The sequence below is a fragment of the Actinomadura chokoriensis genome, assembly GCF_041463665.1.
GTDB classification, from domain to species: Bacteria; Actinomycetota; Actinomycetes; order Streptosporangiales; family Streptosporangiaceae; genus Spirillospora; species Spirillospora chokoriensis_A.
Map to the genome: position 1 here is coordinate 105,915 of NZ_JAXCEJ010000018.1, position 11,985 is coordinate 117,899.

At 71.5% G+C, this 11,985-nt stretch carries 14 protein-coding genes and 1 tRNA gene; 10 read left to right on the forward strand and 5 right to left on the reverse strand.

From position 1 onward, the window contains the following. Positions 1-61 precede the first annotated feature (61 nt). From SM418_RS25900 to serS, 3 genes are all read left to right on the forward strand, one after another. Entirely contained in the window at positions 62-775 is a 714-nt protein-coding gene (locus SM418_RS25900; RefSeq protein WP_371943731.1) for a DsbA family oxidoreductase, read from the forward strand. Positions 776-846: 71 nt separating this feature from the next. Next, positions 847-1,653 (forward strand): class I SAM-dependent methyltransferase, encoded by an 807-nt coding sequence (locus SM418_RS25905; protein ID WP_371943730.1) that lies wholly within the window; start codon positions 847-849, stop codon positions 1,651-1,653. A gap of 111 nt (positions 1,654-1,764) precedes the next feature. Further along, a complete protein-coding gene (gene serS / locus SM418_RS25910) occupies positions 1,765-3,024 on the forward strand; it encodes a serine--tRNA ligase (protein ID WP_371943729.1) in 1,260 nt (419 codons plus the stop codon). A 49-nt stretch (positions 3,025-3,073) separates the two neighbouring features. On the opposite strand, the gene SM418_RS25915 is transcribed toward serS, so the two are convergent. Beyond that, the gene (locus SM418_RS25915; protein ID WP_371943728.1) at positions 3,074-3,958 is read right to left on the reverse strand and encodes a tyrosine-protein phosphatase; all 885 of its coding nucleotides are present in this window, start codon (positions 3,956-3,958) and stop codon (positions 3,074-3,076) included. Between the two features lie 129 nt (positions 3,959-4,087). Between SM418_RS25915 and SM418_RS25920 the strand changes: the two genes are divergently transcribed. Beyond that, entirely contained in the window at positions 4,088-4,891 is an 804-nt protein-coding gene (locus tag SM418_RS25920) for a Cof-type HAD-IIB family hydrolase (protein WP_371943727.1), read from the forward strand. Positions 4,892-4,948: 57 nt separating this feature from the next. On the opposite strand, the gene SM418_RS25925 is transcribed toward SM418_RS25920, so the two are convergent. Both SM418_RS25925 and SM418_RS25930 read right to left on the reverse strand, forming a co-directional pair. Then, on the reverse strand, positions 4,949-5,488 hold the full coding sequence (locus tag SM418_RS25925) for a bacterial proteasome activator family protein (protein WP_371943726.1): 540 nt from the start codon (positions 5,486-5,488) through the stop codon (positions 4,949-4,951). A gap of 13 nt (positions 5,489-5,501) precedes the next feature. Next, positions 5,502-6,458: an NAD(P)H-quinone oxidoreductase gene (locus SM418_RS25930; protein ID WP_371943725.1), complete on the reverse strand. Its 957-nt coding sequence runs from the start codon at positions 6,456-6,458 to the stop codon at positions 5,502-5,504. A 172-nt stretch (positions 6,459-6,630) separates the two neighbouring features. Between SM418_RS25930 and SM418_RS25935 the strand changes: the two genes are divergently transcribed. From SM418_RS25935 to SM418_RS25955, 5 genes are all read left to right on the forward strand, one after another. After that, positions 6,631-8,739 carry a nucleotide-binding protein gene (locus SM418_RS25935; protein WP_371943724.1) on the forward strand — a complete coding sequence of 703 codons (2,109 nt, stop codon included), beginning with the start codon at positions 6,631-6,633 and terminating at the stop codon, positions 8,737-8,739. 36 nt (positions 8,740-8,775) lie between these two features. Further along, complete coding sequence (locus SM418_RS25940; RefSeq protein WP_371943723.1) at positions 8,776-9,153, forward strand: cupin domain-containing protein; 378 nt, start codon at positions 8,776-8,778, stop codon at positions 9,151-9,153. Positions 9,154-9,178: 25 nt separating this feature from the next. Further along, positions 9,179-9,610 (forward strand): hypothetical protein, encoded by a 432-nt coding sequence (locus tag SM418_RS25945; protein ID WP_371943722.1) that lies wholly within the window; start codon positions 9,179-9,181, stop codon positions 9,608-9,610. 72 nt (positions 9,611-9,682) lie between these two features. Further along, a tRNA-Ser gene (locus tag SM418_RS25950) sits at positions 9,683-9,771 on the forward strand. A 72-nt stretch (positions 9,772-9,843) separates the two neighbouring features. Next, positions 9,844-10,011 (forward strand): hypothetical protein, encoded by a 168-nt coding sequence (locus SM418_RS25955; RefSeq protein ID WP_371943721.1) that lies wholly within the window; start codon positions 9,844-9,846, stop codon positions 10,009-10,011. A gap of 67 nt (positions 10,012-10,078) precedes the next feature. Here SM418_RS25955 and SM418_RS25960 read toward each other — a convergent pair whose 3' ends face one another. Next, a complete protein-coding gene (locus SM418_RS25960) occupies positions 10,079-10,834 on the reverse strand; it encodes a M15 family metallopeptidase (protein ID WP_371943720.1) in 756 nt (251 codons plus the stop codon). 163 nt (positions 10,835-10,997) lie between these two features. On the opposite strand from SM418_RS25960, the gene SM418_RS25965 reads away from it, so the two are divergent. Then, entirely contained in the window at positions 10,998-11,420 is a 423-nt protein-coding gene (locus SM418_RS25965) for a hypothetical protein (RefSeq protein ID WP_371943719.1), read from the forward strand. A gap of 79 nt (positions 11,421-11,499) precedes the next feature. Here SM418_RS25965 and SM418_RS25970 read toward each other — a convergent pair whose 3' ends face one another. Next, entirely contained in the window at positions 11,500-11,961 is a 462-nt protein-coding gene (locus SM418_RS25970; RefSeq protein ID WP_371943718.1) for a MarR family winged helix-turn-helix transcriptional regulator, read from the reverse strand. Positions 11,962-11,985 lie beyond the last annotated feature (24 nt).

Below are 11,985 nucleotides of genomic sequence, written 5' to 3' on the forward strand. Positions count from 1 at the left end.
GAAATCGATCCGGGCCGCACCGCGTTGACGACGTCAGGTCGTCTAACGAGAGGTGTTCCCCGTGCGCGTTGAGATCTGGTCGGACGTCATCTGCCCCTGGTGCTACATCGGGAAGCGGCAGTTCGAGCACGCGCTCCAGGAGTTCGAGCACCGCGACCGGGTGGAGGTGGTGCACCGCTCCTTCCAGCTTGACCCGTCCTTCCCGCACGGGGAGACCGTCGACGTGGCCGAAATGCTTGCGGGGAAGTACGGCATGACGCGCGAGCGGGCCGTCGAGATGAACCGGCAGATGGAGGAGCGCGCGGCAGGGGTGGGCCTGGAGTACCACCTGGAAGGCGGCCGTGCGGGCAACACCGCCGACGCGCACCGGCTCGTCCATCTCGCGGCGAAGCAGGGCGTGCAGGACGAGGTCGTCGAGGCGCTCTACAAGGCGCACTTCACCGACCGCCGCTCGATCTTCGACCGCGACTCCCTGGTCGAGATCGCCGAGGAGGCGGGCCTGGACGCCGGCGCCGCCCGCGAGACGCTCGCGACCGGCGCGTTCACCGCCGAGGTGGAAGCCGACCAGCGAGAGGCCCGCGAACTCGGCGCGAACGGGGTCCCGTTCTTCGTCGTCGACCGCCGCTACGGCGTCTCGGGCGCCCAGCCGTCCGAGACGTTCACCGAGGTCCTCACCCGCGCCTGGGCGGACTCGCGCCCCACCCTCACCACCGTCGGCGAGGACGCCGCCGCCTGCACCGACGACACCTGCGCCGCCCCCGCCCACCCGCAATGACGGACGTCCAGCTACGTCCAAGACCTGCGGGGACGACTACGTGGACGTGCGCTGACGCGTAGGCTGCCCGGGTGGGCAAGGACTTCGATCTTTACGAGCGAGAGCTGTGGGCCGGGCGGGCCGCCGCGTACGAGCGGGGGTTCGCCCGGCTCACCCGTCATCTGGTCGGTCCGCTGCTGGACGCGGCCGGGGTGACCGCCGGGACGCGGTTCCTCGACGTCGGGACGGGCCCGGGGTTCGTCTCCCAGGAGGCCGTCCGGCGCGGGGCCCGGGCGGCGGCCGTGGACGCCGAGGAGGGCATGGCGGAGACGGCCCGCCGGAACGTTCCCGGGCTGGACGTGCGGGTCGCCGTCCTGCCCGAGGTGCCGTTCGAGGACGCCTCGTTCGACGCGGTCGCCGGCAACTTCGTCATCAACCACGTGGGCGATCCCCATGCGGCGATCGTCGAGCTGATGCGGGTGCTGCGGCCGGGCGGGCGGCTCGCGCTGAGCTGCTGGGTGATGCCGGGCAGCGGGGCCCTCGCGATCGTCCGGGAGGCGATCGAGCGGGCCGGTGTCGCCTGGCCGGACGACATCCCGGAGTCGCCGTTCATGGAGCACGGCGAGGCGGTCGCGTTCCGGCGCCTCGTGACGGAGGCCAGGCTCACCGAGGTGGCGGTCGAGGAGGTGACCTGGGAGCACGTCGTCGACCCCGAGGAGTGGTGGGAGACGGGCGCGCTGTCCCGGGTCGGCACGAACGGCGTCATCGTCGGACGGCAGGACGCGCAGACCGTCGCCCGCATCAAGGACGCCTACGACGCGATCGTCGCCGGTTACGCGGTGGACGGCGGCAAGGTCGCGCTGCCCGCGCACGCGCTGCTGGCGAGCGGCGTCCGCTAGGCGCGGCGTCCGCTAGACACGGTGGCATGTGCTCCAGGCGCGGTGTCGTGTGCGCTACGCGCGGCGTTATGTGCGCGCGGGCGAGGCGGCCGGACCGGTAGCCTCGGGTCTGTGATTGACCTGCGAGCTCTTCGAGAGGATCCGGAGCGGCTGCGCGCGTCGCAGCGCGCCCGCGGTGAGGATGACGCCGTCGTCGACCGGCTGCTCGACCTGGACGGCAGGCGCCGCTCGGCGCTGACGTCGTTCGAGCAGCTCAGGGCGGAGCAGAAGAGTTTCGGCAAGTCGGTGTCCAGGGCCAAGGGCGAGGAGCGGGACGCGCTGCTCGCCCGCGCGAAGGAGCTGGCGCAGCAGGTCAAGGAGCGCGAGGCGGAGGCCGACCGGCTCGGCGAGGAACTCGACGCGGTGCTGCGGGGCGTCCCGAACCTCATCGAGGAGGACGCCCCGCCCGGCGGCGAGCAGGACTTCGTCGTCCTGGAGCACGTCGGCGAGCCGGCGTCGTTCGACTTCGAGCCGAAGGACCACCTGGAGCTGGGCGAGAGCCTCGGCGCCATCGACATGGAGCGCGGCGCGAAGGTGTCCGGCGCCCGGTTCTACTACCTGACGGGCGTGGGCGCGCGGCTCCAGTACGCGCTGCTGAACCTTGCCATGGAGCAGGCCGTCGCCGCCGGGTTCATCCCGATGTATCCGCCGGTTCTGGTGAAGCCGGAGGCGATGGAGGGCACCGGGTTCCTCGGCGCGCACGCCGCCGAGGTGTACCAGCTCCCGCAGGACGAGCTGTACCTCGTCGGGACGTCCGAGGTGCCGCTCGCCGCCTACCACATGAACGAGATCATCGACGAGCTGCCGCGACGGTACGTGGCGTGGTCGTCGTGCTTCCGCCGCGAGGCCGGGTCCTACGGCAAGGACACGCGCGGCATCATCCGCGTCCACCAGTTCGACAAGGTGGAGATGTTCTCCTACTGCGACCCTGCCGACGCGCACGCCGAGCACCTGCGGCTGCTGGAGTGGGAGAAGGAGATGCTCGCCAAGGTCGAGATCCCGTACCGGGTGATCGACGTGGCGGCGGGCGACCTCGGGTCGAGCGCTGCCCGCAAGTACGACTGCGAGGCGTGGGTGCCGACGCAGAACACCTACCGCGAGGTCACCTCGACGTCGAACTGCACCGAATTCCAGGCGCGGCGGCTCGCGGTGCGGCACCGTGACGCGGACGGCAAGAACCAGCCGGTCGCGACGCTCAACGGCACGCTGGCGACGACCCGCTGGATGGTCTCGATCCTGGAGAACCACCAGCAGGCCGACGGTTCGGTGCGCGTTCCCGAGGCTCTGCAGAAGTTCCTGGGGCTGGACGTCCTGGAGCCCGTCAAGCGCTGACCTTCGCTTCGAAGGGGTCTGTCCTGCCTTGGACGGGCCCCGTTCGCGTCTACTGCAGGAGCCGCTCGCGGAGGGTCTGCTGGGTGGCGGCGTCGATGCCGAGGCCGCTCGTGAGGAACGCGTCGAACGTCCCGTAGTCCCGTTGGATCTGGTCGAACGCGGCGTCCAGGTAGGAGGCGCGGACGGTCAGGAGCGGTTCGACGAGCGCCGGGTCGATGCCGTACTTGGCGAGTTCGGCGAGTTCCCCTTCGGTCTTGGCGGCGAGTTCCTTGTTGGAGCGCAGGTAGTCGTCGTAGACCTGCGTCTTGTCCACGCCCAGGAGCGTGAGCAGGATCGCGGTCATGACGCCGGTCCGGTCCTTGCCCTCGGTGCAGTGGTAGAGGACGGGCCCTTGGCCGGACGCGATGCGCCGCAGCGTGTCCGCGAACTGCTTGCGCGAGTCGGCGTCGTGGATGAAGCCGCGATAGGTGAGGGCCATGAACTCGCCGGGCCTGTCGTCCGCGAGGATCGCCTTAAGCACGTCCGGCATCATCTCCAGCAGCGTCACCGACACGACGCCGATCGGCGCGGCGACCGGTGTGACGCCGGAGGGGAGCTTGTCGGGACCGCTCAGCATCACTTCCAGGCTGGAACGGAAGTCGACGGACGCCGACAGCCCGAGCTGTCCGAGCTGCGTGACTCCGGTCGGCGTGACCTCGCTGAGGGACGCGGCACGGTAGACCAGGCCGTCCCGCACCCGGCGCCCGTCCGCGGACGTGTAGCCGCCCACATCGCGGACGTTGACGGCGCCCTCGACCTGGACGGACGCCGACGCAGGAGCTGTGACGGGCGCGGCGACGGGTGCGGCGGAGGCTTGGACGGGGACGGTGAGCGGACTGAGCACGAGGGCGCCCGCGAGGGCTGCCGACGCCAGCCGGGGGGATCTGGCGAACATGGAACGACCTTCCACGCGACAACGAACCCGAAGAAGTTTCGGGCCCAATCGCGCCTCCAGTCCAGACCCAAGATCCCGGCCTCGGCGAGGCGTCGCTTATGGTTTGTGGCATCTGCCCAGGAAGGTGACATGAGTCTGCTCTCGCCGCGCGTGATCGCCACTGACCTCGACGGCACGATCGTGCGCTCCGACGGCACGATCTCCGCCCGGACCGTCGACGCCCTGGCCCGGGTCGAGCGGGCCGGGGCGATGCTCGTCATGGTCACCGGGCGGCCGCCGCGCTGGATGGCCGACATCGCCGCGGCCGTCGACCATCACGGCGTCGCGATCTGCGCCAACGGCGCCGTCGTCTACGACCTGCACACCGAGAGCGTCCTGCAGGCCCGGGAGATCCCCCCGGACGTGATCGCGGAGGCCGTCGGGCGGCTGCGCGCCATCGCGCCCGAACTGCAGTTCGCCGTGGAGCACCCGGCCGGGTTCTACTTCGAGACCACCTACAACCTCGGCCGGTGGGACGCCGAGGCCCTCGGCGGGCGCCGGGTGGACGCCGACGAACTCGTCCGCAGGCCCGGCACCAAGCTGCTCGCCTTCCACCCCGACTCCGACCCGGACACGCTGTCGGAGAAGGCGGTCCAGGCGGTGGGCGACATCGTCACGGTGACGCATTCGTCCGGGCGGGGGCTGCTGGAGATGAGCGCGCTCGGCGTCACCAAGGCCAGCGCGCTCGCCGCCCTCTGCACCGAGCACGGCCTCGTGTCCGACGACGTCATCGCGTTCGGCGACATGCCCAACGACCTGCCGATGCTCACCTGGGCGGGCACCTCCTACGGCGTCGCGAACGCGCACCCGCTGGTGCTGGCGGCCGTGACGCACCAGACGTCCCGCAACGACGACGACGGCGTGGCCGAAGTCCTGGAACGCCTCTTCCCGTAGTTCGCCCAACGGGACGGCCGCACCCCCTGCGGAAGGGGGTGCGGCCGTGTTCATGTCCTACAGGTAGGGGCCGGACGAGTGCGGACCAGGCTGGTGCTCGTCCTCCGTGGGCGGCATCATGCCGGCGGGCAGGGCGCGCCGCATCTGCTCGAGCTGGGCCCGCGCCGCCATCTGCTGGGCGAACAGCGTCGTCTGGATGCCGTGGAACAGGCCCTCCAGCCAGCCCACGAGCTGCGCCTGCGCGATCCGCAGCTCCGCCTCGCTCGGCACCGTGCCCTCGGTGAACGGCAGCGACAGCCGCTCCAGCTCCTCGACGAGTTCGGGGGCCAGGCCGTCCTCGAGCTCCTTGATGGACGACTTGTGGATCTCGCGCAGCCGGGCCCGGCTCGCCTCGTCCAGCGGGGCGGCCTTGACCTCCTCCAGGAGCTGGCGGATCATCCCGCCGATCCGCATCACCTTCGCCGGCTGCTCCACCATCTCGGTCACCGACTTGGTCTCGGACTCGCCCCCGCTACCGCCCTCAAGGGCGATGCCGTTCGGGCCGACCACGAGCACGTGCGGTTCCTGTTCCGACTGGTTCTTCGAAGGCTCGCTCATAAACTCCACATCCTCACACGGTCAGCAGGATCTTGCCGACATGCCCGCTTTCTTCCAGCAGCTCGTGCGCGCGCGCCGCCTCGGCCATGGGAATCCGGCGATCGATGACCGGCCGGACCTCCCCCGACTCGAGCAGCGGCCACACGTGCTCGCGGACCCCCGCCACTATCTCCGCCTTCTCCTCCAACGGACGGGCCCGAAGCGTCGTCGCGTGCACCAGCGCCCGCTTGCGCAGCAGCTTGCCGATGTCCAGCTCCGCCTTCGCGCCGCCCTGGAGACCGATCACCATCAGCCGTCCGCCGACGGCCAGCGCCTCCACGTTCCGGGCCAGGTACTTCGCGCCGATAAGGTCGAGGATCACGTCGTACGGGCCGCTGTCGACGAAATCGTCTTCTCGGTACTCAACGGCGACGTCCGCGCCGAGTTCCCGGCAGCGGGCCGCCTTCTCCGGGCTGCCCACGGTCGTCACCACCCGCGCGCCGCGCGCCTTGGCGAGCTGGATCGCGAGCGTCCCGATGCCGCTCCCGCCGCCGTGGACGAGGAGAGTCTCGCCCTCGCGCAGCCCGGCCAGCATGAACACGTTCGACCACACGGTGCACGCGACCTCCGGGAGGCCGGCCGCCTCGACGACGTCCACCCCGCGCGGCACCGGGAGCACCTGCGAGGCGGGCACCGCCACCCCCTCGGCGTACCCTCCCCCGCTGAGGAGCGCGCACACCTCGTCCCCGATGTTCAGGCCGGTCACGTCCGCGGCGATCTCGGCAATCCGCCCGGACACTTCAAGGCCCGGGTACGGGGGAGCGTCGGCGGGCGGCGGGTAGAAGCCCATCCGCTGCATGACGTCCGCGCGGTTGACCGCGCTCGCCGCCACCTCGATCAGCACCTCACCGGGTTTCAGCTCCGGGCCCGGCACCCGCGTCCATTCCAGGACCTCCGCGCCGCCGGGCTCGCGGATCACGATCGCATGCATACCGGTCACGCTACCGGGCGTTTCGCGAGGCGCTCCGGGTCCGGGCCTTCCCCGCCCAATGTCGATCTACGCGGGGCATGCGTGGTATTGGGGCACGGGTATCCTGCGTGGGGGCCCTTTTGCCCACCTGCACCGTGTTGATCATCAGAGGCGTGCCCGAGGGGGAAGAACGGTGGCGAGGAACGAGCACGACGGGCGCTCCCTGGAGGAGCGGCTGGCCTCTCTGGACGCGCTGAGCGAGGACACGGCGGAACCGTCCCCCGAAGGCGAGCAGGCGGCCCGGCCCGGCCCCGCCGAGCAGGAGAACGCGCCGCCGCCCCCGCCCGCCCCCGCCGGGCCGCCGCCCCCGCCCGCCCCCGCCGGGCCGCCGTCCCCGCCCGCCCCCGCCGGGCCGCCGGCCCCGGACGCCAACCCCTGGCTCGCCGCGCCGCCCGCCTTCCAGGGCGCCCCGGAGAGCCCCGGCCACGGCCCCGAGAACTTCGGCCCGCCGCAGCCCCCGCCCTACGAAGGCGGCCCCATGCCGCAGCCGTTCGACGGAGGAATGCTCCCGCCGCCGTACTACCCGGCCCCCGCCTACGACCCGTCCCAGGGACGGCAGCCACCGCAGCAGCCCTACGACGCCAACGGCGACACCGCTCCGCCCCTCGACCAGCTGCCGCCCTACCCGTCCGGGCAGTTCGGGCAGCAGGACACCGGCGGGCGGTACCAGCCGATCGACCCCGCCACCGGGCAGCCCTACCCGCAGGACACCGACGCCGCCGGCCAGCCGTACGTGCCGATCGACCCGAACACCGGCCGTCCGCTCGTCCCCGGCGAGCAGCCGTTCCCGCCGATGGCGCCGAACGCGGGCGCCCAGCCGTACCCGGCGGCCGAGCCGACCACCGGCCAGCCGTACCCCGCGGTCGACCCGGCCACCGGCCAGCCTTACGCCCCGGTCGACCCGGCCACCGGCCAGCCCTACGCCCCGGTCGACCCGGCCACCGGCCAGCCCTACGCCCCGGTCGACCCGAACACGGGCCAGCCTTACGCCCCGGTCGATCCGAGCACCGGGCAGCCGTACGGTGCGGTCGACCCAGCCACCGGCCAGCCGTACGCTCCCGACCCCGGCGCCGAGCAGTTCGCCCAGCCGTACCAGCAGGTCGACCCGAACACGGGCCGGCCTTACCCGCAGGATCCGAGCGCCGCCGCCCAGCAGTACCAGCAGGTCGACCCCGGCACGGGGCAGCCGTACGCGCCCATCGACCCGAGCACGGGGCAGCCCTACCAGGGCTACGGCTACCCGCCCGGGCCGCAGCAGGGGCAGGCGCCCCCGCCGGGGAACGCCGCCCAGCAGCAGCCGCAGGACACCGACAACCTCAGCTCCGAGAACCTCCTCGGCGAGCGCCGCATCGCGCCCTCCTCGGGATGGCGGCGGGCCGTCTACAAGGCGACCGCGGGCAGCATCCACCCCGGCGAGTCGCAGGGCGAGCTGCGCCGCAAGGACCTGATCGCGCGCGCCCGCACCGTCGTCGCGGGCGGGCACCACCGGGTCGCGGTCATGTCGCTCAAGGGCGGTGTCGGGAAGACGACCACCACGACCGGCCTCGGGTCGATGCTCGGCACCTTCCGCGGCGACCGGGTCATCGCGGTGGACGCCAACCCCGACCGCGGGACGCTCTCGGACAAGGTGCGGCTGGAGACGGCCGCGACCGTCCGGGACCTGCTCAACAACCGCGACCAGATCCACCGGTACGCGGACGTGCGCGCGTTCACCTCGCAGAACGAGGCGCGGCTGGAGATCCTCGCGTCCGACCGCGACCCGGCGGTCAGCGAGGCGTTCTCCGCCGAGGACTACGCGGCCGTCGCCGTCGTCCTGGAGCAGTACTACTCGGTCTGCATCACCGACTGCGGCACCGGCCTGCTGCACTCGGCGATGGCGGGCGTGCTGAGCCTCGCCGACCAGCTCGTCCTGGTCAGCTCCCCGTCGGTGGACGGCGCCCGGTCCGCGAGCGCGACCCTCGACTGGCTGGAGGCGCACGACCACGGCCACCTCGTCCGCAACGGCGTCGTCGTCCTGTCGATGGTCCGCAACCGCACCCGGAGCCAGGTCGACCTCGACAAGCTCCAGGCGCATTTCGAGAGCCGCTGCCGCGCCGTCGTCCGCATCCCCTACGACGACCACCTGGAGGAGGGCGCCGAGGTCGAGCTGGAGCAGCTCGCCCCCGCCACCCGCGAGGCCTACCTCGCCCTGGCCGCCGCGGTCGGTGACGGCTTCGCCTTCCAGCGGCCCGCCCAGCCCTGACCGCCGGGTGCGGCCGGGGCACTACCGTTCCCTTCCGTGAGCGACGGTGATGGCGTGTACGTGGGGAAGGCGGGCCCGGACGCGGCCGGTGACCGGGGCTGGCTGCTCGGGCACTTCAAGGCGCCCGGCGACCTGCGGCACAGCGACGAGGTCGAGATCAAGTGGGGCGTCCATCGCAAGGGCGAGCGGCGCGCCCGGTGGACGGACGGGGAGAAGCGCACGGCCCTGCTCGTCCTGATCAGCGGGCGTTTCCGCCTGGAGTTCCCCGGGCGGAACGTGGTGCTGGCCGAGCAGGGCGACTACGTGGTCTGGGGCCGCGGCGTCGACCACTCCTGGGAGGCCGAGGAGGAATCGATCGTCATGACCGTCCGCTGGCCCTCCATTCCCGGCTACCGCGTCCCCCGGGAACCGTAGGCGGGCCGGGCGCGTCTCAGCGACCATGATCGGCAGAGCGCGGTCGGTGCCGGCCGCGGCGGTCCTCGCATTGTGCGCCGCCTGCTCGGCATCCTCGCCGGGGCAGGTCGTGTGCGCCCCGTGCCCGTCGCCGGTGACGGTCGCGGTGTCGGGCCTGCCCTGGTCGGCGGGCGACGCCGGGCGGCTGCGGGTCTGCGTCGGTGACCTGCCGTGCACGGACGTCTCCTCGTCCGAGAGGGGTCTCTCGTGCAAGGGGGTCTCCTGTGTCCCGGTCGGCGACGCCCTGCGGATCACGCTCGGCGGCAAGCCGCGTACGGTGGCGAATCTGCCCGTGCGGGTCACCGCGTCCAGGGGGAAACGGCAGGACGTGCGGCAAGGCACGGCAACGATGACGTTCACCAAGGGCAGGGAGCCGTGCGGGTGCGACAGCGCGCACGCCACCGTCGCCCTCGGCTGAACTCCCGGTACGCGGTCGAAGGCAGAGGGCCGTGACCGCTATCGTGGGCGGTGGCCGGGACGACCGGCCGCTGGAGAGTTCGCATAGTGGACTAGTGCAGGCGCCTTGAAAGCGCCCAGGGCTGGGGACAGTCCTCGTGGGTTCGAATCCCACACTCTCCGCACGGAGTCTGGGCTAGCGGAAGCTCACAAGGTGGGCGACTCGGTCATAAGTCATCCGTTACTCTCTTCGGCATGTCGCAGACACCGAATGATCCGGCGGGCACGACTCACCAGTTCCAGAACTTCGCCAGCCAGGCGCAGCCGCAGAAGTCCGGGCCGAACGTCGGACTGATCGTCGGCGTCCTCGGCGTGGTGGCGGTCGTCGCGATCGTCGTGGTCGCGGTCATGGCGCTGGGCTAGCCTCCGGCGTCCCCCGGGCCGGACCCGCTCCTCATCGTCCTCCATGGCCCCCGTAGGGGCGGCGCGCTCAGCGGCCGGAGGCGGAGAAGTGCTGGTAGTCCTTGGCGCCGCTCCATTCGCCGCCCCAGCCCCAGCCGATCGAGGCGAACGCCTTCACGACCTTGTCGCCGGCGTGGATCACGCCGGGGGAGTCGTTCTTGCGGTTCTTGTACTTCTTGCAGGACGGGTGGGCGATGCGTCCGTCCGAGTAGACGTAGGGGTTCTGGCAGGGATTGATGTCGATGGCGAGCCCGTACGCGTGCTGGGAGAACGAACTGGACCCGGTCGCGGCGCGGCAGTTGAACGCGGAGGTGTTGTTGGCCTCGATCGACTCGAAGTCGCTGCCGCCGTACTTGTCGACCGGCTGCATGCGTTCGATCGGGTAGCGCATGGTGTACAGCTTCTTGAAGACGGAGACGAGGTCGCCCGCCGCCCTGGCGTTGACGACGAGCCGCCCGCCGGTGTGCGGCTTGTCGTCCATGCCCCAGTACGTCATCTCGATCATCCGGAGCCCGGACGGCGCCACGGGGCAACCCTTGCGCCAGGACGACTTCAGGTCGCCTGCGGTCACCTTCTTGATCTCGGCCTGGAAGACCTGCTTCGTCGGGGACGGCGACGGCGACTGTGCCGGCGGCGCGGCAGTGCCGGACGCGGTCGGCGGCGTCGCGGGCGGCGACGACTCCCCGGTCTCGTCGGAGCCGCGGCCACATCCGGTCGCGGCGAGCGCCACGGCGAGCGAGGCGGCGAGCAACGGCACGCTGAAAATCGGCCCTCTACCTGGCATCTTTGCAGCATACGCAGGTGGGGAGGTGCTCGCGCCACGCGCTGATTCGCTACCGTGCGTTTGAAGGCGCGCCCGCCGGATAGGGGCCGGGACGGACGGGCTGTGGACCCTCGTTCAATCACCGGGCATGTCGCCCGGTGACATCCGGTCCCAGGGAGCCGGGATGGCGGAAGCTAAGGAGAGCGACCTCCCAAGCCTCGAAGACGAGATCTTCTCCGTGGCGCACAACGTGGAGGTCGAGCAAGGCGCGGCTGCACAGCCGCTGTTGCCGACGGACAAGGCACAGGTTCTCGTCGAGCGTGCGCGGGCGTTCCTCGGACGGGACGTGAAAGCCCTGGTGGCCGGGTTCGGCGTGTTCGTGTTCGTCGACGTCGTGATGATGTGGGCGCCGCTGATGATGAGCCGCCGCCCGAGCCTGCTGCCGCAGTTCATCACGCTGCTGATGCTGGCGTTCGGGCTCGGCGGCCTGCTCATCTGGAAGGTCGGCGGCAGGTGGCGGACGTTCGGCATCGGCATGATGCTCGCGTGGGGGTTCCTGACCCTGGTGTCCGTCGGATTCCTGACCGGGGTGACCGTCCCGCTGTAGCCGGCCCGCGCCCGTCAGCCCGCGCCGCGTGTCAGCCCGTGCCGCCGTTCAGTTCTTGGGGCCGAGTTGGTGGGGCAGTTCAATTGGTGGGGCCGAGGCGCTTCAGGACGATGCTGAACGCGCGCCCGACCGCTTCGAGGTCTTCCGGCTCGATCGCGTCGATGAAGAACTCCCGGACGGTCTCGACGTGGTCGCGCGCGGCGCGCTCCAGCGTCGCGAAGCCCTCGTCGGTGAGGTGCGCGAAGACGCCGCGCTTGTCGTTGGGGCAGCTGTCCCGCTTGACCAGGCCCTTGCTCTCCAGGCGGGAGCAGGTGTGCGACAGGCGGCTGCGCGACTGGCTGGCGTTCTCGGCGAGTTCGGCCATCCGCAGCCGCCGCTCGGGCGCCTCCGACAGCCGGACGAGGATCTCGTACTCCGACACCGACAGGCCGTGCTTGGTCTTGAGGTCCCGGTCCATGATCTCGGTGAGCCGGACGCTGCCGTCCACGTATGCCCGCCAATCGCGCTGCTGGGTGGCATCGAGCCAGCGAGGTTCGCTCATACCGGGAAGTATAGATCATATGTT

Excerpts from the sequence above, each read along its gene's own strand:
- SM418_RS25915 (WP_371943728.1), bottom strand. The coding sequence starts at position 3,958 with ATGTTCGCCAGATCCCCCCGGCTGGCGTCGGCAGCCCTCGCGGGCGCC.
- SM418_RS25920 (WP_371943727.1), top strand. The coding sequence starts at position 4,088 with ATGAGTCTGCTCTCGCCGCGCGTGATCGCCACTGACCTCGACGGCACG.
- SM418_RS25925 (WP_371943726.1), bottom strand. The coding sequence starts at position 5,488 with ATGAGCGAGCCTTCGAAGAACCAGTCGGAACAGGAACCGCACGTGCTC.
- SM418_RS25930 (WP_371943725.1), bottom strand. The coding sequence starts at position 6,458 with ATGCATGCGATCGTGATCCGCGAGCCCGGCGGCGCGGAGGTCCTGGAA.
- SM418_RS25945 (WP_371943722.1), top strand. The coding sequence starts at position 9,179 with ATGATCGGCAGAGCGCGGTCGGTGCCGGCCGCGGCGGTCCTCGCATTG.
- SM418_RS25955 (WP_371943721.1), top strand. The coding sequence starts at position 9,844 with ATGTCGCAGACACCGAATGATCCGGCGGGCACGACTCACCAGTTCCAG.
- SM418_RS25960 (WP_371943720.1), bottom strand. The coding sequence starts at position 10,834 with ATGCCAGGTAGAGGGCCGATTTTCAGCGTGCCGTTGCTCGCCGCCTCG.
- SM418_RS25965 (WP_371943719.1), top strand. The coding sequence starts at position 10,998 with ATGGCGGAAGCTAAGGAGAGCGACCTCCCAAGCCTCGAAGACGAGATC.
- SM418_RS25970 (WP_371943718.1), bottom strand. The coding sequence starts at position 11,961 with ATGAGCGAACCTCGCTGGCTCGATGCCACCCAGCAGCGCGATTGGCGG.